We start from the raw sequence: 17,415 nt of genomic DNA on the forward strand, positions 1-17,415 counted from the left end.
TGTTTGAAAAAGAAGCCTCCGAAAGGGGGCTTTTTTGATTCTTATAGTTATGATAAAAGTATGATAATTATAATGATTTATGGTGGTTTTATTGAATAGACTAATTAAAAAATATTATCAAGAATTTGAGTCATATCACACAGTATGGACTTTTAAAAATATACTATTTGTGTGCTTATTTATTTCTGTACTAATATTTTTCTCAAGTATTATTGGCTTTTTTTATTTTACAAATGCTAAGAATAAAGCACTGCAAGATATTCTGACTTATTGTATGTTGTTGGCAGAAGTTTTCGCTTTATATTTATTTTATGCCGTAGAAAAGCAGCGGAATGAAATTGTGAAACAGAAATTTCGTCACTTATATAAAAATGATCAACTAACTTTATTACAGATTAAGAAAAGATGGTTTCGTGAAGCCTTAGCTATACCTAACCACGAGTATATAAATTTAATCGAGAAAATTGAAAAATATTATTTGATTCAATCTAAATATAAAGGAGGAAAAGTTAATAGAGAAAAAATAGACCTCTTGCGAAAGTCGTTATTGCAAGTTCATCCGGTTTACCAGTGCAGCGATTAAGTTAATGCGTAAACCGAATCTTTTTCGTCTATTTCGATAGCGTTCACTTAGTATTCTAAATCTTTTCAATTGACTATTAATATGTTCGATTACAACTCGTATTTTTCCAATCATTTTATTGTAATTTTTCTCAGCATCAAATAAGGGGAAATTCTTCTTTTTCTTTATTGGCATCAATAACTTAAAGCCATCTTGCTCTAACCCATAGTACCCTAAATCGGTCATAACATAGTCACAATGTTTGAATTTCTTAACTGTTTTTCTTGCCAATTTAATATCATGCTGACTGCCAGACGATATATCTACTCCTATGATTTGTTTGCTCTTCGGATGATAGATCACTTGGGCTTTTAACGTATGTTTCTTCTTTTTACCACTGTAAAACTTACTCTGATTTTTTTTTCGGGCGTTCTATTGAACATTCTGTCGCATCAATAATTACCCAGTTAAATTGTTCGTCTGCTGTGGTAATGCTTCGTTTTGGCAGGGTAAAACGTCTTGATTTCATTAATGCATCTTCAACCTTTTTAATAGTTCGATTCACATTACTTTCAGCGATATGGTAATTTGCAGCCAATTCCAATTGAGTGCTGTAATTCCGTAAGTAATTGAGTGTTAATAATAATTGATCCTCTATAGCTAAAGTATGAGGACGCCCAGATTTCTTTTTAAGTGATTCTGCTTCTTTTAAAACTTCGACCATTTCACTAAAAACTGGTCGAGGTACACCAACCAAGCGCTTGAATTCAGAATCTGAAAAACGGTTTAATTTCTGATATTTCATGAAATCTATATTGAGGTAGTTTTTACTTTCGCAAGAGGTCTAATTTATAACTTTATTTTCTCAACTGATTCTAAAAATCGTGTGATAGCAATGTTTATGGGATTAGTTGCATTATTCACAGCCTTAATGATTTCAGCTGGTGTGAATGTAGATTATATTTTTGAAATTTTTCAATAAATTCATATTTTCAAATCTTTAGTAATAATATTTTTTATTAGTCTTTTTCTGTTTGGACTGTTTTATATTGCAAAACATACATTCTTTATGGTGGTAAGCTTTTGTGACTTCGTTTTTGATAACTCTTTTAATAAAGATAACGTGAGTAAAAGAAAAAGAGAGCTTTTTATTGCACAGCTTTTACAATTTGCCGAACTTCCTAAACATAAGCAAAGAATGTATGCGTGTTTACAAGTATCAAAAAATTTAGATAGTGATACAGTCGAATAAAGAATTTGATTTTATAATCCCAATAAATATTAGGGCTATGTAATCTATGGAAATTAACTCACTCTCCCCAATCCCTGAAGATGATGAAGAACTCCATCTTCCTGAACTGGTGTACTGGGCCTCAGTTGGTGATGTTGAACAGGTTGAGAACGGCCTGCAAGAAGGTCTGGACGTTAACTCTGCCGATGAAGAAGGCTATAGCGCTTTGCAGGCTGCGGCTGAAAATGACCATCTCGAAGTTGTGAAACTGCTGGTGAGTAAAGGCGCGGATGTCGATCATCGCAGTACTTATACCGCTTTGGAGCTGGCGGAAATGGCAGGCAACAAAGATGTGGTCGAATATTTAAAAAGCCTGAAAGGTAATATCCCGAAATAAAAAGAAACCCCACACAAGTTGGGGTTTCTTTTTAAATATAGTTGGGAACTAGGGGATAATATCCATGTCCTCTTCCAGCTCTTCAACAATTGCCGTATTAAAGGCGGGTAAATCATCCGGATTACGCGAAGTAATCAGCACCCAGTCATGGGTATTGCAGCGATGCACTTCTTCATCGACCCATTTGGCACCGGCATTTTCCAGATCCAGCTTGATACTTTTATAAGAGGTCAGCGTTTTACCTTTGACCCGGCCGGCATTGATCAATGCCCAAGGGCCATGACAGATCGCGGCAATGGTTTTCTTGTTATCAGTAAAGTATTGAATGATGCGCTGGGCATCTTCATTAATTCTAAGCTTGTCAGCATTCACTGTACCGCCAGGAATCACCAGCAAGTCATAGTCTTCTACACTGACTTCACTTAAAGTCGTGTCCGGAGTATAGGTGGCACTTTTCTTTTCATCATTTTCGACGGTTTGGACGTCTTCATTTTTTTCTGCAGCATGAATGACCACGAAACCTTTTTCTTGCAAGAAGTTCAGTGGTTCAGCCAGCTCATCGTGTTCAATGCCCGTGTTTGACGTAATAATCAGAACTTTTTTGACCATGACGGAGTATCTCAATATCTGCAGGGTCTTTTAGCTTAGCAACAGGCATTTTTGAAAATGTTGCTTTTTTAGCCTTCGACTGTAAGCGTGGATACAAGGAAAGAAACGAATACGTAACTGAAAAAACCGCAGACAGAAAAAAGCCCGAACATCCTGTCCGGGCTTTTTGTATTCCGTGATTTAGGTATAACTCCTGTCGTACCTCACATCCTGGTGCATGTGCTTATTCTTGTTTTTATGATTCGGAGCATCCTGCTCTCTATGTCTCTAAGATACTGCAGCCATCCTTTCATCAAAAGACGCAGATGACGGCGATTGCTGTACGCTCAGGCTTACAGTATCAAGGCTGATTTCTGTAAGCCATTATTTTCATTAGAAGTGGATATCTAGACCGATATAAGGGCCTTTAAATTCCAGTTCCAGATCGGCTACGTTTTTTTGTTCAGCATCAATGTTCATGATGCGATAGCCGACTTTGGCACCGACATCCACCAGCAGGTTATCAACAAAGTCATATTGCAGTTCAGCCTGGACATCGGTCTTTTTGGTGTCACTGCCATGGCTATACACCGCTTCAGCTTTGGCACTCATGCCGGTAAATGGCAGTTTTACACCAGCAGTGGCATAGACTAGGGGACTGTATTCATCCAGATCGTACTGGGTAAGCGCACCAGCATTCAGGTTTTTCACGGTACCATCCAGATTGGTTACACCCACACCGACATCTGCATGCACTACAGTATCCAGCAGTTCGTAATACAGAATGTAGTCGATGTTGTTCAGCTCGATATCGGCAGCGTTGGTTAGCGTGCGCTGTTCGCTGTTGCTGTCCAGATTGACATATTTGATTTTGGCATTTGGCAATAATGGTACTGGATGTTCAAATGCGACAGACAGTTGTGCTGTACCTTGGCGATCCAGGTCATGCTTGCTGGCATTGGCAGACTGGCTAGAACCATCAAAATTCCAGTAGCTGGCATCGGCTTTAAAGCCGATTACATCAGCATGGCTGGCAGTGGTCATGAATAAACCAAACGTGAAAGCGGTTGCGATTTTTGCGCGCATAAAATGTGTTTCCTGAAACCTTACCCAGAGCTTGTGTGCTGTTGTTCTGTAAAAATAGCTTTTGTATTTCTCACCCGCTGCATCATATAGATAAATTTCAGAATGTATATGGCAGGATATCGGAAAAGAAAAAGCCGATTTTTCACAAGATGATGATTTTGAAAAATGTTGAGGCAGATGCCGCGGGTTTTATAGCAATTTTTATGGCCTAAAAACTGATCTACATTTTAAAAACGCAACAGGCTGTTTTTGGGCATATAATCAATATTATCTACATATTGCATGACCCTGAAAGGACGTGACATGACTCAGAAATCCCGCGCAGTAATCGACTATCCCCTATATCTGGCAGGTAAGGCGGTGGAAACCTCTGACTGGCTGGAGGTGAATGATAAATATACGGGTAAGGTCTTTGCACGCGTGTCACTGGCAGATGCCAAGATTATGGAAAAAGCCATCAAAGCGGCGGTTAAAGCCGAAGCAGAAATGGCCGCGTTGGAGCCACATCAGAAACAGAAAATCCTGCTGCACTGTGTGAAACGCTTTAATGAAATTCGTGGCCAGCTGACCGAGATCCTGATTGCGGAAGGCGGCAAGCCACGCAAGGCAGCTGCGGCCGAAGTGGAACGTCTGATCAATACCTTCCAGCTGGCAGCAGATGCGGTGACTCAGCTGGATACAGGCCGGATGATTCCACTGGCAGTGACGGCTGCTGCTTCGGGTTATCAGGGTATTGTGAAGCATGTACCGGTTGGTGCCGTGTCCTTGATCAGCCCATTTAATTTCCCTTTGAATCTGACTGCACATAAGATTGCCCCCGCGATTGCGGCAGGCTGTCCATTTGTACTAAAACCCGCTAGCCTGACCCCGACTTCGGCATTGAAAGTGGCAGAAATTCTGGCAGAAACCGATTTGCCGCCAAATGCCTTCTCGGTGCTGCCATGTCCACGTGAGCTGGCGGATGTTCTGGTGACCGATGACCGCTTTAAAATGCTGAGCTTTACCGGTTCCGATGTCGTGGGCTGGGACATGAAAGCGCGGGCAGGGCGCAAGAAAGTCACTTTGGAACTTGGTGGCAATGCTGCGGTGATGATCGAGCCGGATACTGAAATTAGCGATGCTTTTATTGACCGTCTGATTGGCGGGGCTTTTGGTCATGCCGGACAGGTCTGTATCAGCGTACAGCGTATTCTGGTGCATGAAGCGATTTATGCCGATGTGAAGAAAAAGCTGGTAGACAAGCTGAAGAAAATCAAGGCGGCTGATCCTGATCTGGAAAGCACACTGATTGGTCCAATGATCAAGGAAACTGAAGCGAAACGCCTGAAAAAATGGCTAGATAAGGCGGTGAAAAAAGGCGCCAAAGTGCTGAGTGGCGGCAAATTAAAAGGTGTGCTGTTTGACCCAACCCTGCTGGAGGATGTCGATCACAGTCTGGAAGTCTATAAAGATGAAGTCTTTGGCCCGCTGGCGATTCTGGAAAAATATAGCGATTTTGAGGCTGGAATTGACTGCATCAACAACAGCCGTTTTGGTCTGCAGGCAGGGGTTTATACTCAGAGCCTGAAAAAGATGATGTATGCCTGGGATCATCTGCATGTCGGTGGCGTAATCATTAATGATATTCCATCTTTCCGCGTGGATAACATGCCGTATGGTGGGGTCAAGGATTCTGGTCTAGGCCGTGAAGGCATCCAGTCTGCGATTCGTGACATGCAGGAAGAACGGATTCTGGTGATTAAAGGTTAAATTGGGGTGTATTAGGAACAGCTGGATCAGGCAGTTTTACTGGTCATGATCCGGCTGTTTCTAAAGCCAAACTATGCAATCTGAACCGAACGGGAGGGTTTTTCTAAAATCATCAAGAAATACTTAAAAAACAATATATTCCAAAAAGTTAATACAGTTATAACTTTACAAATCAAGCTAAATTTGGAGAAATATTGAACGGTTGAGCCCGATAGATTATAAAAACTGAATATTAGGAGCCAGAATTTACAGAAATTATTGTTAAAACTCAGTATTGTTGAATCCATATACAGGAACAGTATGTGCAAGATGCTTATCCAGGATTTGACATGCTAGACCGTTGGCTGATTTAGAGACAGATGCTCACAAGGCAACGCTCTGATTGAAGCACCCGAAATTATTTAGATTGGTACTTTTTTTGCTCGCACGATAACCACAATAAGCAGCATCTAAAGAGACCTAAGGTTTAGGTGTTCTATGACAGATACTCGAGAGAATTGGTCGGCACGATCAGGATTTATTATCGCAGCCATTGGTTCTGCAGTGGGTTTGGGTAATATTTGGCGTTTCCCTTATGTTGCTTATGAAAATGGCGGCGGTGCGTTCTTAATTCCTTATCTGATTGCGATTTTCGCAGCCGGTTTACCTTTATTATTTTTAGATTATGCAGTTGGTCACAAGTTTCGCAAAGCGCCACCGATGGCCTATAAAAAACTCATGAATGCAGAATCTCTGGGTTGGTGGCAGGTGATGGTGACCCTGGTCATCGGGATTTATTATGCCAGTGTCCTGTCCTGGGCCGGCAGCTATATGCTGTATTCCTTTGGCCAGCAGTGGGGCTCAGATACACAAGCTTTCTTCTTTAATACCTACCTGCAAAATGGTGAAGGCCTGACCTTTGGTTTTGTGCCGGTGCTGTTCTTTGGTCTGGTGATTGTCTGGGCAGCCGTAATGCTGATTCTCTACGGTGGCGTACGCCGTGGGGTGGAACTGGCGAATAAAATCTTCATGCCATTGCTGGTGATTCTATTTACCATTCTGGTGATTCAAGCCGTGCGCTTGCCTGGAGCAGTGGATGGCTTAAATGCCTTCTTTACTCCAAACTGGGAAGCCATGACCAATTATAAAGTCTGGCTGGCAGCCTTTGGTCACATCTTCTTCTCCCTGTCCGTGGGCTTCGGGATTATGTTGACCTATGCTTCTTATCTGAAACGTAAAACCAACCTGACCGGTTCAGGTGTTGTAGTCGCACTGGCTAACTCTTCTTTTGAAATTCTGGCGGGTATTGGTGTCTTTGCTGCGTTGGGTTTTATGGCATTCAGTTCAGGTGCCAAAGTTGAAGATGTAGTATCTGGTGGCATCGGTCTGGCCTTTATTGCCTTCCCGAAAATCATTTCCAGTTTAGGTGCGGGTGGCGACCTGTTTGGCTTCCTGTTCTTTGCATCATTAACTGTGGCGGGTATTACTTCCATGGTGAGTATCCTGCAGGTGCCAATTGCGGCATTCCAGGACAAGCTGGGCTGGTCAAAGAACAAGTCCGTGACCATTATTGCCGGTGGTTCGGCAGTGGTATCGATCCTGATGTTCTCGACTCATAGCGCGATTACCTTTGTCGATATCATTGACTACTTTGCCAATAACATTGGTATCGTGGGTGGTGGTCTGTTATCGATTATTCTGCTGTCCTGGTTCCGCCGTCCATTAATGAAAGAGCTGGAAATGCATGTCAACGAGTTTGCCAGCCTGAAACTGGGTGGCAGCTGGAAGTTTATGCTGACTGTGATCACACCATTATCTTTATTATCGGCATTAGGTTTAACCCTAAAATCAATCATGGCAGAAGGTTATGGCGGTTATCCGGCCAGTACCTTATGGATGATCGGTGGGGGCACCATCGCATTTTTTGTGCTGGGCGCCATCCTGTTCAGTTTAGTCAAAGACCGTCATAGCTAGGAGAAACAATATGAATACATCTGCATTGATCATGATGATTTTCTCCATCGTTTTACTATGGGGTGGTCTGGTACTGGCAGTCGTTCATCTGGCGAAAAACCCGGAAGAACCAGAAGACTAACAATCGTCAAATAAACTGACTGTTGCACAAAAAGGAAGCCATTATTATCTTTGATAATAATGGCTTTTTTCATGGGCTGAGTAATGGATATTGCGCCTGTTAGCGATGCACAAGTCTATACGGCCTTTGCACTGACGATCTTTGCTGGACTGGCCACTTTGCTGGGTGGAGGACTGGTACTGTTTTTTAACAAGCCGAACCTTCGCATGATGTCTTTTGGCCTGGCCTTCGCCGCCGGTGCCATGATCTATGTCTCCCTGACCGAAATCCTGAATAAATCGATTGATTCTTTTAGCCTGTCCTTTGGCGAACAGCTTGGTTATGCCTGGGGGACTGTGGCGTTACTGCTGGGCATGGTGGCGGTGTTGCTGCTGGACAAACTGATTCCAAACCCGCATGAAACCATCGAGAAAAAGCAGATTGGAGAAATGGGACAGGAACAGTTATTACGTACCGGGATGCTGACCTTACTGGCGATCAGCGCGCATAACCTGCCAGAAGGCATGGCGACGTTCTTTGCCACCCTGGAAAGTGTGATGCTGGGGGCACCACTTGCCGTTGCTATTGCGATTCATAATATTCCGGAAGGGGTGGCGATTGCGCTACCGGTCTATATGGCGACGCACCGAAAGTCTTATGCCTTGCTGGCCAGTCTGGTGTCCGGGCTGGCTGAGCCACTGGGCGCAGCGCTGGGCTATTTCATTCTGGCGCCGTTTTTAAACACCACTGTCTATGGTGTGATCTTTGGCCTGATGGGTGGGGTGATGATCTATCTGGCACTGGATGAGTTGCTACCTACCGCCAAGCGTTATTCCAAGGGCCATGAAACCGTGTATGGCTTGATCAGTGGCATGGCGGCACTGGCCAGCAGTCTGGTGCTGTTTAAATTTGTGCAGTAAGTAATATCAAATGAAAAGCATGAAAAAAGGCAGCCAAAGCTGCCTTTTCTTTTATCAAAATAATTTACGCAGTTTTTTCAATCCGGCAATAGAAGAAACCGTCGCCTTGACCCGCTTTCGGTAACAGCTGGCGCCCATGAATCTGCTCGATGCCCCAGTCGGCTTCGATTTTGATCTCTTTGGCGTCTGGATGCTGAGTGAAGAACTCCACCATCTGCTGTTCATTTTCTGCTTTCAGGATCGAACAGGTGATGTAGAGCAGGGTGCCACCCACTTTCAGCTGTGACCACATATTTTCCAGAATCTGTTTTTGTAATTCGACCGTCTGGGCAATGTCAGAAGATTGGCGCAGCAGGCGAATATCCGGGTGACGGCGAATCACGCCAATGGCCGAACATGGGGCATCCAGTACGATACAGTCCGGCTGTTCCGGGGCTTTCCAGCTAATCGCATCGGCAGCGACAATTTCGACATGCTGGCCTTCCAGTAACAGGCGTTCCAGATTCTCCTGAACACGGAGCAGTCGTTTGCCATCCTGATCCAGTGCGATCAGTTTTTTGGGACTGTATTTTTCCAGAATATGTGCGGTTTTTCCGCCCGGTGCCGCACAGGCATCCACAACATACTTGTCATTCAGATTTGGCAATAAGGTCGCGCAAAGCTGGGCATGTTCATCCTGTACCGAGAAACCGCCGACATCAAAGCCTGGCAGGTGCGGTACATTCACACCTTCATCCAGTACAATCCCGACTTTAGAAATACTGCAGGCATGTGCAGCAATGTCATGCTCTTGCAGAATTTCCAGATATTCATCTCGGCTGACCTGACGTGTATTAACACGCAAAGTGAGTGGTGCCACCTGTTTCAGCTCATGGCTCAGTTCAGACAGCTGTTCCGGCCAGTCTTTTTTTAGACGCTTGTACAACCAGCTTGGCAGGCCATGTGCCTGTTTTAACGCAGTTTGAAATTCAGGTGTTTCACGTGAAACACGGCGCAGAATCGCATTCACCACACCACTTAAAGCCTGATAACCTAGCTGTTTCACCGCGGTGACGGTTTCTGAAATCGCGGCATGTGGGGCAATCCGGGTTTCCAGCAGCTGGTACAGACCGACATATAGGCAGGTTTCTACCGTGTCATTGTTTATCGGCTTGACCAGCAATGGCAGGGTCACACTTTTCAGCGCATACCACTGACGCAGGGTACCGAGAACCAGTTCATGGAATAGGGCACGGTCGCGTTCTGCCACTTTGCCAAGATGCTGCGGCAGAACACTGGCCAGAGATTGCCCTTGCTGGACTGCGAGCAAAGTGCGAATCACCTGGGCACGCAGGTTCAGGTGTGAAGTGCCGGCTTGGGAATGACTCATGCCAGTATTTGTCCTACATGTAATTTCTGGGTTTGATTAATTTGTACCGGATTTAGTGCCTTACCGCCTGGCCATTGCAGTGAAGTCAGGCAGATGGCCTTCTGGTCACCACAGGCCACATGCACACCGTGTTTATCCAGTGCCAGAATGGTGCCTGGTGCCTTGCCTGCAGCATTTTCATCGGAAATTAGTGAACCCCAGACCCGCAGGTTGTTGTTCTCATCAATCGGGGTAAAGGCGACTGGCCAAGGGTTAAAGGCACGGATGTTACGGTCAATCGACGCTGCATCCTGGGTCCAATCAATTTTAGCTTCTGCTTTAGAGAGTTTATGTGCATAAACCGTAAGTGCTTCATCCTGGACTTCTCGGGTTTCCAGATAATGTTGCAGCTTTTCTTCGGATTCTAGTACTGCCACGATGGCTTCGGCACCTTGCGCCGCCAGTTTGTCATGCAGGCTGGCAGAAGTATCCTGTGGTTCGATCGGGCAGAGGGTCTTATACATCATGTCACCGGTATCCAGACCCGCCGCCATTTTCATAATGGTCACACCAGTCTCTTGATCACCTGTTGCAATTGCACGCTGGATTGGGGCAGCCCCACGCCAGCGTGGCAGTAGCGAACCATGAATGTTCAGGCAGCCATATTTTGGCGTATCTAAAACCACTTGTGGCAGGATCAGACCATAAGCTGCCACCACCATCACATCGGCATTCAGAGCTTTCAGTTCAGCCTGGGCTGCCAGACCCTCTTCAGTGGATGATTTGAAATGTAACGGTTGATAGACTGGAATATTGTGTTCTAGCGCCAGCTGTTTAACTGCTGATGCAGTGAGTTTTTGTCCGCGACCGGCTTTACGGTCTGGCTGGGTATAGACCGCCACAATTTCGTGGTCGGTTTTAAGCAGCGCAGCCAATGCAGTGGCTGCAAATTCTGGTGTGCCTGCAAAAATGATTTTCACGGATGAAATTCCAAATAAACTTAGATGTCATTATAAGGCATAAGTAAGGTGTGACCTAATCAGCGCAGCCTGCTGCATAAAGCTATAAATTCATTACAGGAATTGTTTAATTTTTATATAAAAAAACTCATGCAAAATTTAAAAAATATTCATGAAAGTTTTGTATTTAAAAAGAGGCGATAGCGGTATAGTAGTTTTTAGTAAAAGATTTTTTCATCGTGCATGTATTGAAATTTACTCCTGAACATTTCCCTGCCGCGATTTAAGAAGTTGCCTAACTCATGGGTAACTTGGTGTAGAATATGTTCAATTTTCAACTGATTTCGTACTCTCGATCAGACAGATTTCGCCAGAGTGAATGATGACATTCACTCAGCACAAACTTTGTTGGAATAACACAATGCCTGACTATCGTTCAAAAACATCGACACACGGAAGAAACATGGCCGGTGCGCGTGGCTTATGGCGCGCAACTGGTATGAAGGATGAAGACTTCGGCAAGCCAATTATCGCAGTGGTGAACTCATTCACCCAGTTCGTTCCAGGTCACGTGCACCTGAAAGACCTTGGCCAGCTGGTGGCTCGTCAGATTGAAGCGTCAGGCGGTGTAGCAAAAGAGTTCAATACCATTGCTGTGGATGACGGGATCGCGATGGGTCATGACGGTATGTTGTATTCACTACCTTCACGCGACCTGATTGCTGACTCGGTAGAATATATGGTCAGCGCACACTGTGCCGATGCCATGGTGTGTATCTCGAACTGTGACAAGATCACGCCGGGGATGCTGATGGCGGCAATGCGCCTGAACATTCCAGTGGTGTTCGTGTCTGGCGGCCCGATGGAAGCGGGTAAAGTCAAAATCCGTGGTAACGACAAAGCGATTGACCTGATTGATGCCATGATCGTGGCGGCTGATGACAACTATACTGATGAAGAAGTGGCAGAATATGAACGTTCTGCATGTCCAACCTGTGGTTCATGTTCAGGGATGTTCACTGCGAACTCAATGAACTGTCTGACTGAAGCATTGGGTCTATCTTTACCAGGTAACGGTTCAACTTTGGCAACGCATGCTAACCGTAAAAAACTGTTCGAACGTGCAGGTTCTCTAATTGTTGAACTAGCGAAACGTCATTATGAACAAGATGATTACAGCGTATTGCCACGTTCAATGGTGACCAAAGCATCGTATGAAAATGCCATGACTTTGGATATCGCGATGGGTGGTTCAACTAACACAGTACTTCACCTGTTAGCTGCTGCAAATGAAGCAGGTGTAGACTTTACGATGGATGATATCGACCGTTTGTCTCGTAAAGTACCAGTACTATGTAAAGTGGCTCCTGCGAAAAACGACGTGCACATGGAAGACGTCCACCGTGCCGGCGGTATCATGTCGATTCTGGGTGAATTAGACCGTGCAGGCCTGCTGGATACCTCTGTAGGGACTGTTCACGAAGCAACATTGAAAGATGCCTTGGATAAATGGGACATCATGCGTACTGAAAATGAAGAAGTGTATAACTTCTACCGTTCAGCACCAGGTGGCGTACCAACTCAAACTGCATTCTCACAAGACCGTTATTATTCACGTCTGGATGGCGATCGTGAAAAAGGTGTGATCCGTGACGCTGAACATGCCTTCTCTAAAGATGGCGGTCTGGCCGTGCTTTACGGTAACATCGCGCTGGACGGTTGTATCGTAAAAACTGCAGGTGTTGATGATTCGATTCTGAAATTTACTGGTACTGCACGTGTATTTGAAAGCCAGGATTCTGCAGTTGATGCGATTCTGGGTGACAAGATCAAAGCCGGTGATGTAGTGGTGATCCGTTACGAAGGCCCACGTGGTGGTCCTGGTATGCAGGAAATGCTATACCCAACCAGCTACCTGAAATCTAAAGGTTTAGGTAAAGCGTGTGCGCTGGTAACAGACGGCCGTTTCTCTGGCGGTTCATCAGGTCTGTCAATCGGTCACGTATCTCCAGAAGCTGCTGAAGGTGGTGCGATTGGTCTGGTTGAAGATGGTGACCGTATCGAAATCGATATTCCAAACCGTACTATTCACCTGGCAGTAGATGAAGCGACGATGGCCGCTCGTCGTGCAGCGCAGGATGAAAAAGGCTGGCAGCCTGCTGAACAGCGCGCCCGCAAGATTTCTAAAGCCCTGAAAGCGTATGCAATGCACACCACAAGTGCAGCAAAAGGTGCAGTACGTGAAATCTAAGCTGTAATTTTTATAGCACTAGAAAAAGCACTCCAAATGGGGGTGCTTTTTTTATTTCTTAAGCTTTAAAGGTTAAGTTAATTATGTGAACTTTCAATAAAATCAATCATGGCAGCGCTATACATGTTTAAAAACGATAGAGCCTTAATAAAAGTAGGTGTATAGTAAAAATACAGTATTGATGCAAAAGTGATGACGTACATGTCCATGAAATTTATTGGCCGTTTTCTGGCAATTTTAGTCTCTGTAATGGTTTTAGCTGCGCTCAGCATTCATTTTTTCTTCGATCCACATTACAGCATTGTCTTCTGGATTTTAGCTGTGCCGGTGATTTTGGGGACACCAATCTTGGCGTCTGTGATCTTAGCATCTAATGAAGAACTTGATCTTCATCAGGTGCACTAAGCAAGAAGACACAAAAAGTGTAAATTATTGATTTCCATAAGTATGAAGATGAGTATTACTAACAAATCATCCAAGGTTTGATTGATCATCTTAGTAAAAGGCTCGGCTTAAAAAGACCGAGTCGTTTTTATGACAATCATTTGATGACGCGCTTCGAATACCATCTTAGAAATTAAACAAATCACTGAATCGGATAAACAGAGTTTTACTATTCAGTGCCCTTGGCTTTCAGTACAATCGAATAACATCTAGCCAGCTTTTGGTTTTACAACAATTACAGCAGGGACAACAACAATGAGTAAAGACAATATCCGTGAACATTCTGCGCCAGTTTATGACGGAATTGAAAATGCACCGGCACGTTCCATGATGCGTGCCACCGGTTTTAAGGATGAAGACTTTACTCGTCCCTTTATTGGCATTGCCTCTACATGGGCCAATGTAACGCCCTGCAATATGCATATTGAGGGCTTGGCAAAAACTGTGGAGCAGGGCGTCAATGCGGCCGGTGGCAAGGGCATTATCTTTAATACCATCACCATTTCTGACGGGATCTCCAACGGCACTGAAGGCATGAAATATTCGTTGCTGTCGCGGGAAATCATTGCCGATTCGATTGAAGCCGTGGTTGGTTGTCAGGCCTATGATGGCGTGATTGCGATTGGTGGCTGTGACAAGAATATGCCTGGCTGCATTATGGGACTGGCTCGTCTGAACCGTCCCGGGCTGTTTATTTATGGCGGTACCATCAAGCCGGGTGAAGGCCATACTGACATGATTTCCGTGTTTGAAGCGGTCGGTCAGCATGCTAAGGGTGAGATCAACGCGATTCAGGTCAAGCACATTGAAGAGGTCGCTCTGCCAGGACCGGGTTCTTGTGGTGGCATGTATACCGCGAACTCCATGGCATCTGCGATTGAAGCACTGGGCATGAGCCTGCCAGGTTCTTCTGCGCAGGAAGCAGTGTCTAAAGACAAGCAGCTGGACTGCGCCCGTGCCGGTGAGGCAGTCATGAATTTGCTGCGTTTGGACATCAAGCCGCGTGACATTATGACTAAATCGGCATTTGAAAACGCCATCAAGGTGCTGATAGCGCTGGGCGGTTCGACCAATGGTGTGCTGCATCTGCTGGCGATGGCACATACAGTCGGTGTTGATCTGAGTCTGGATGATTTCGTGCGGATCGGGAAGGACATTCCAGTAGTAGCCGATGTACGTCCTTCAGGTAAATATCTGATGTCGGAACTGATCGCGATTGGCGGGATTCAGCCACTGATGAAACGCATGCTGGATGCCGGTATGCTGGATGGTTCCTGCCTGACGGTAACGGGTAAAACCCTGGCAGAAAACCTGGCCGATGTGCAGGACTATCCGGAAGGGCAGCAGATTATCCTGCCATTCGACAAGCCTGTGAAAAAAGATTCCCATTTGGTGATTCTGAAAGGCAACCTGTCACCAAATGGTGCTGTCGCCAAAATTACTGGTAAGGAAGGTCTGTACTTTAAAGGTCCGGCACGTGTGTTTGAAGGTGAACAGGGTGCGATGCGCGGCATTCTGGATGGCGAAGTACAGCCGGGTGAAGTGGTCGTGATTCGTGGTGTCGGTCCGAAAGGCGGACCGGGGATGCCGGAAATGCTGAAACCCACCTCAGCCATTATCGGCAAGGGCCTGGGGGCTTCCGTAGCACTGATTACCGATGGCCGTTTCTCCGGTGGTAGCCATGGTTTTGTGATTGGACATGTGACGCCAGAAGCCTATGAAGGTGGCCCGATTGGTCTGGTACAAAATGGCGATGAAATTGCCATTAATGCTGAAACCCGTGAGATGACCTGGCATGTGTCGGAACAAGAAATTGCCGCTCGTCGGGCAGCCTGGGTCAAGCCAAAGCCAAATTATACCCATGGCGCACTGGCCAAGTTTGCCAAGCTGGCATCTGGGGCAGATACCGGGGCGGTGACTGACCTAAATCTCAAAATCTAAAGTCTCGGAAATCATTGATCATTTTGTCTTGAGTTGATATAAGTTTTTCACTGAGAGCAGACCTGAACGGTCTGCTATTCTGGTGAAAAAGATAGTATCCTGTAGCAGTTTAGACGCTGTCATCTGCTGCGTCGTCATACCTGTCGAGGCTAAATCCATGTCCCTGTTACGCCGTTGGTTCGATCCCATCCGATCGAGTTGGTTTTATCAAAAGCCAACCCGCCAGGCGGTGCTATCTGCTGAAGGTGGCTTAAGTATCTATCTGCGTCTGGATGACGTTTACAGCTATTTGGCTGTACAGCTATTACCTCAATTAGAAGAAATTTTGAGTCCAGAACTCAAACCACTCAAAGTCATTATTTCCCATCAGCGCGGTGAAGTGCCGAACCAGATGACCTTTGAGGAATGGCAAAATTACTGTATTAACGATGCCAAAATTCTCTCCCGCCAGCATCGTTTTAGTTTTCATGAAACCCCGGAACTGCCGACTGAAGAAGCCCTGCAGCAGGCGGAAACCATCCTGCGCCGAACGCCGTTACGTGGACAAGATTTCCTGTATTTGCTGGAAGATATCTTTCATATGCTGTGGCAGAAGCAGTATGGAAAATTGCGTACCTTGCATACCATGGCCAGTCGCCATCATCAGCCACAGAATTTTCCAGAACGGGTTTTTGATGACAGTACACCCGTTCTAGCCAGCTTCTTTCAGTTTGGCGGTCGTCAGTACCATGCGGTCGATGACCTGCTGCGTTTAACCCGCCGCCTGAAACAGCAGAAACTGCTGACTGGTAATCCGATCTTCCTGATCAATCATATTGAATGGCGTGAGCATCTGATCAGTGATGCCGAAGAGCTGAATGAAATTCAGGGACTGGATCCGGAACTAGATTTGTATATTGCCCTAGAAGATCCAATTTCCTGGCTGTTGCTGGCTTACATAAAAGAAGAATTGGCAGATTTTTATAATATTCATTTAAATATTTATCCATTGTCCTATCGGGGTCGCGATGACTTCGACTGGGGACTGGCAACACGGCTATCCAAACGAACGGAAGTGGCCTTTATTCCATTTTGCCGACCGACGGCACAAAGTGTCCTGCCGATGGCACGTTTGTTCTATAGCTGCCCGGAAGAGCAACGGCTGGATACCATGTACGGGATTTTACAGGCGGTATGGACGCGCGGCCGTGACCTGAGTTATACCCCGCATCTCAATGCTTTAGCCAATGAACTGGGCATTACCAAGCTCACCGAAGAAGACATTCAGGCCAAGCTGAATGAAAATGACATGCACTGTGAAATGAAGTCGCAACCGAATCTACCGGTGCTAGAACTTCGAATTGATAATCAAAGTTTTGTATTTAATAGCTTATATCGCGTTTGGATGATTGAAAGTATTTTCAGTAATGTGTTAGAAGAAAAGTATAAGAGTGATAATCAAACTGAAAGTGAACTGAAAAAACATGAACAAAGTAAAAGCTGAATCATTACAACATGCCCGTGAACAGATTGATGCAATTGATACAGCTTTGGTAGAGCTGATTGCTGCGCGCCAGTTTTATGTAGATCAGACCACACGATTTAAAAAAACTGAAACGGATCTACAGTCTCCAGACCGTATGGAACAGGTGGTTGAGAATGTCCGCGCTGAAGCGACCAAGCAGGGGATTGATGCAGATTTTGTGGAACATCTATATCGTGAAATGTTCAAGCATTTCATTCAGCGTGAACTGAAAGAATTTCGTCCTTAATTCATTTAAACATTCTATTCTTGCTGGGGCATTGTTTGCTTGCCAGCAATGTGCATTTTCAGCCTCAAGCTTTGCTTGAGGCTATATCCTTAAAACCCTGATTTTTCTTTATCCGCAATTTTTATAGCATGGGCG

At 45.2% G+C, this 17,415-nt stretch carries 16 protein-coding genes; 11 read left to right on the forward strand and 5 right to left on the reverse strand.

What is annotated here, in order from left to right; genetic code table 11:
* Positions 1-91: 91 nt before the first annotated feature.
* Positions 92-583, forward strand: a complete 492-nt coding sequence (locus ABEF84_RS00150) for a hypothetical protein (RefSeq protein WP_347473703.1) — start codon at positions 92-94, stop codon at positions 581-583.
* On the opposite strand, the gene ABEF84_RS00155 is transcribed toward ABEF84_RS00150, so the two are convergent.
* Positions 545-1,367 (reverse strand): IS5 family transposase gene (locus tag ABEF84_RS00155; protein ID WP_141667073.1). Its coding sequence is split into 2 segments (ribosomal slippage): positions 545-985 and positions 987-1,367, totalling 822 coding nucleotides; the frame shifts between segments, so codons are not numbered across the junction. The genes ABEF84_RS00150 and ABEF84_RS00155 overlap by 39 nt on opposite strands.
* A 493-nt stretch (positions 1,368-1,860) precedes the next feature.
* Here ABEF84_RS00155 and ABEF84_RS00160 point away from each other — a divergent pair.
* The gene (locus ABEF84_RS00160) at positions 1,861-2,190 is read left to right on the forward strand and encodes an ankyrin repeat domain-containing protein (protein ID WP_034585744.1); all 330 of its coding nucleotides are present in this window, start codon (positions 1,861-1,863) and stop codon (positions 2,188-2,190) included.
* 48 nt (positions 2,191-2,238) lie between these two features.
* Here the strand turns inward: ABEF84_RS00160 and ABEF84_RS00165 are convergent, their stop codons facing one another.
* Positions 2,239-2,799 carry a type 1 glutamine amidotransferase domain-containing protein gene (locus tag ABEF84_RS00165; RefSeq protein WP_034585742.1) on the reverse strand — a complete coding sequence of 187 codons (561 nt, stop codon included), beginning with the start codon at positions 2,797-2,799 and terminating at the stop codon, positions 2,239-2,241.
* 372 nt (positions 2,800-3,171) lie between these two features.
* Positions 3,172-3,864: a TIGR04219 family outer membrane beta-barrel protein gene (locus tag ABEF84_RS00170; protein WP_347454605.1), complete on the reverse strand. Its 693-nt coding sequence runs from the start codon at positions 3,862-3,864 to the stop codon at positions 3,172-3,174.
* A 303-nt stretch (positions 3,865-4,167) separates the two neighbouring features.
* Here ABEF84_RS00170 and ABEF84_RS00175 point away from each other — a divergent pair, with 303 nt between their 5' ends.
* From ABEF84_RS00175 to zupT, 4 genes are all read left to right on the forward strand, one after another.
* Entirely contained in the window at positions 4,168-5,613 is a 1,446-nt protein-coding gene (locus ABEF84_RS00175) for an aldehyde dehydrogenase family protein (protein ID WP_347454604.1), read from the forward strand.
* Between the two features lie 477 nt (positions 5,614-6,090).
* Positions 6,091-7,566, forward strand: a complete 1,476-nt coding sequence (locus ABEF84_RS00180; RefSeq protein WP_034585737.1) for a sodium-dependent transporter — start codon at positions 6,091-6,093, stop codon at positions 7,564-7,566.
* Between the two features lie 10 nt (positions 7,567-7,576).
* Positions 7,577-7,687, forward strand: a complete 111-nt coding sequence (locus ABEF84_RS00185) for a methionine/alanine import family NSS transporter small subunit (RefSeq protein WP_081403474.1) — start codon at positions 7,577-7,579, stop codon at positions 7,685-7,687.
* An 83-nt stretch (positions 7,688-7,770) separates the two neighbouring features.
* Positions 7,771-8,586 (forward strand): zinc transporter ZupT, encoded by an 816-nt coding sequence (gene zupT, locus ABEF84_RS00190; protein ID WP_347455405.1) that lies wholly within the window; start codon positions 7,771-7,773, stop codon positions 8,584-8,586.
* A 64-nt stretch (positions 8,587-8,650) separates the two neighbouring features.
* On the opposite strand, the gene rsmB is transcribed toward zupT, so the two are convergent.
* On the reverse strand, positions 8,651-9,955 hold the full coding sequence (rsmB, locus tag ABEF84_RS00195; RefSeq protein ID WP_347455406.1) for a 16S rRNA (cytosine(967)-C(5))-methyltransferase RsmB: 1,305 nt from the start codon (positions 9,953-9,955) through the stop codon (positions 8,651-8,653).
* On the reverse strand, positions 9,952-10,914 hold the full coding sequence (fmt, locus tag ABEF84_RS00200; RefSeq protein WP_034585728.1) for a methionyl-tRNA formyltransferase: 963 nt from the start codon (positions 10,912-10,914) through the stop codon (positions 9,952-9,954). Before fmt ends, rsmB begins: the two co-directional genes overlap by 4 nt.
* A gap of 400 nt (positions 10,915-11,314) precedes the next feature.
* Between fmt and ilvD (ABEF84_RS00205) the strand changes: the two genes are divergently transcribed.
* From ilvD (ABEF84_RS00205) to ABEF84_RS00225, 5 genes are all read left to right on the forward strand, one after another.
* On the forward strand, positions 11,315-13,144 hold the full coding sequence (ilvD, locus tag ABEF84_RS00205) for a dihydroxy-acid dehydratase (protein ID WP_081403473.1): 1,830 nt from the start codon (positions 11,315-11,317) through the stop codon (positions 13,142-13,144).
* A 201-nt stretch (positions 13,145-13,345) separates the two neighbouring features.
* Positions 13,346-13,549, forward strand: a complete 204-nt coding sequence (locus ABEF84_RS00210; protein ID WP_347473704.1) for a hypothetical protein — start codon at positions 13,346-13,348, stop codon at positions 13,547-13,549.
* A gap of 294 nt (positions 13,550-13,843) precedes the next feature.
* Positions 13,844-15,529 (forward strand): dihydroxy-acid dehydratase, encoded by a 1,686-nt coding sequence (ilvD, locus tag ABEF84_RS00215; RefSeq protein ID WP_347456677.1) that lies wholly within the window; start codon positions 13,844-13,846, stop codon positions 15,527-15,529.
* A 157-nt stretch (positions 15,530-15,686) separates the two neighbouring features.
* Entirely contained in the window at positions 15,687-17,012 is a 1,326-nt protein-coding gene (locus ABEF84_RS00220) for a hypothetical protein (protein WP_347473705.1), read from the forward strand.
* Entirely contained in the window at positions 16,993-17,280 is a 288-nt protein-coding gene (locus ABEF84_RS00225; RefSeq protein WP_034585714.1) for a chorismate mutase, read from the forward strand. Before ABEF84_RS00220 ends, ABEF84_RS00225 begins: the two co-directional genes overlap by 20 nt.
* The last annotated feature ends 135 nt before the right edge of the window (positions 17,281-17,415 follow it).

This window comes from Acinetobacter sp. ANC 7912, assembly GCF_039862785.1.
Classification (GTDB): Bacteria; Pseudomonadota; Gammaproteobacteria; order Pseudomonadales; family Moraxellaceae; genus Acinetobacter; species Acinetobacter thermotolerans.

Excerpts from the sequence above, each read along its gene's own strand:
- ABEF84_RS00165 (WP_034585742.1), bottom strand. The coding sequence starts at position 2,799 with ATGGTCAAAAAAGTTCTGATTATTACGTCAAACACGGGCATTGAACAC.
- ABEF84_RS00180 (WP_034585737.1), top strand. The coding sequence starts at position 6,091 with ATGACAGATACTCGAGAGAATTGGTCGGCACGATCAGGATTTATTATC.
- ABEF84_RS00170 (WP_347454605.1), bottom strand. The coding sequence starts at position 3,864 with ATGCGCGCAAAAATCGCAACCGCTTTCACGTTTGGTTTATTCATGACC.
- ABEF84_RS00225 (WP_034585714.1), top strand. The coding sequence starts at position 16,993 with ATGAACAAAGTAAAAGCTGAATCATTACAACATGCCCGTGAACAGATT.
- ABEF84_RS00220 (WP_347473705.1), top strand. The coding sequence starts at position 15,687 with ATGTCCCTGTTACGCCGTTGGTTCGATCCCATCCGATCGAGTTGGTTT.
- ilvD (WP_347456677.1), top strand. The coding sequence starts at position 13,844 with ATGAGTAAAGACAATATCCGTGAACATTCTGCGCCAGTTTATGACGGA.
- ilvD (WP_081403473.1), top strand. The coding sequence starts at position 11,315 with ATGCCTGACTATCGTTCAAAAACATCGACACACGGAAGAAACATGGCC.
- ABEF84_RS00210 (WP_347473704.1), top strand. The coding sequence starts at position 13,346 with ATGTCCATGAAATTTATTGGCCGTTTTCTGGCAATTTTAGTCTCTGTA.
- ABEF84_RS00160 (WP_034585744.1), top strand. The coding sequence starts at position 1,861 with ATGGAAATTAACTCACTCTCCCCAATCCCTGAAGATGATGAAGAACTC.
- ABEF84_RS00175 (WP_347454604.1), top strand. The coding sequence starts at position 4,168 with ATGACTCAGAAATCCCGCGCAGTAATCGACTATCCCCTATATCTGGCA.
- ABEF84_RS00185 (WP_081403474.1), top strand. The coding sequence starts at position 7,577 with ATGAATACATCTGCATTGATCATGATGATTTTCTCCATCGTTTTACTA.
- zupT (WP_347455405.1), top strand. The coding sequence starts at position 7,771 with ATGGATATTGCGCCTGTTAGCGATGCACAAGTCTATACGGCCTTTGCA.
- rsmB (WP_347455406.1), bottom strand. The coding sequence starts at position 9,955 with ATGAGTCATTCCCAAGCCGGCACTTCACACCTGAACCTGCGTGCCCAG.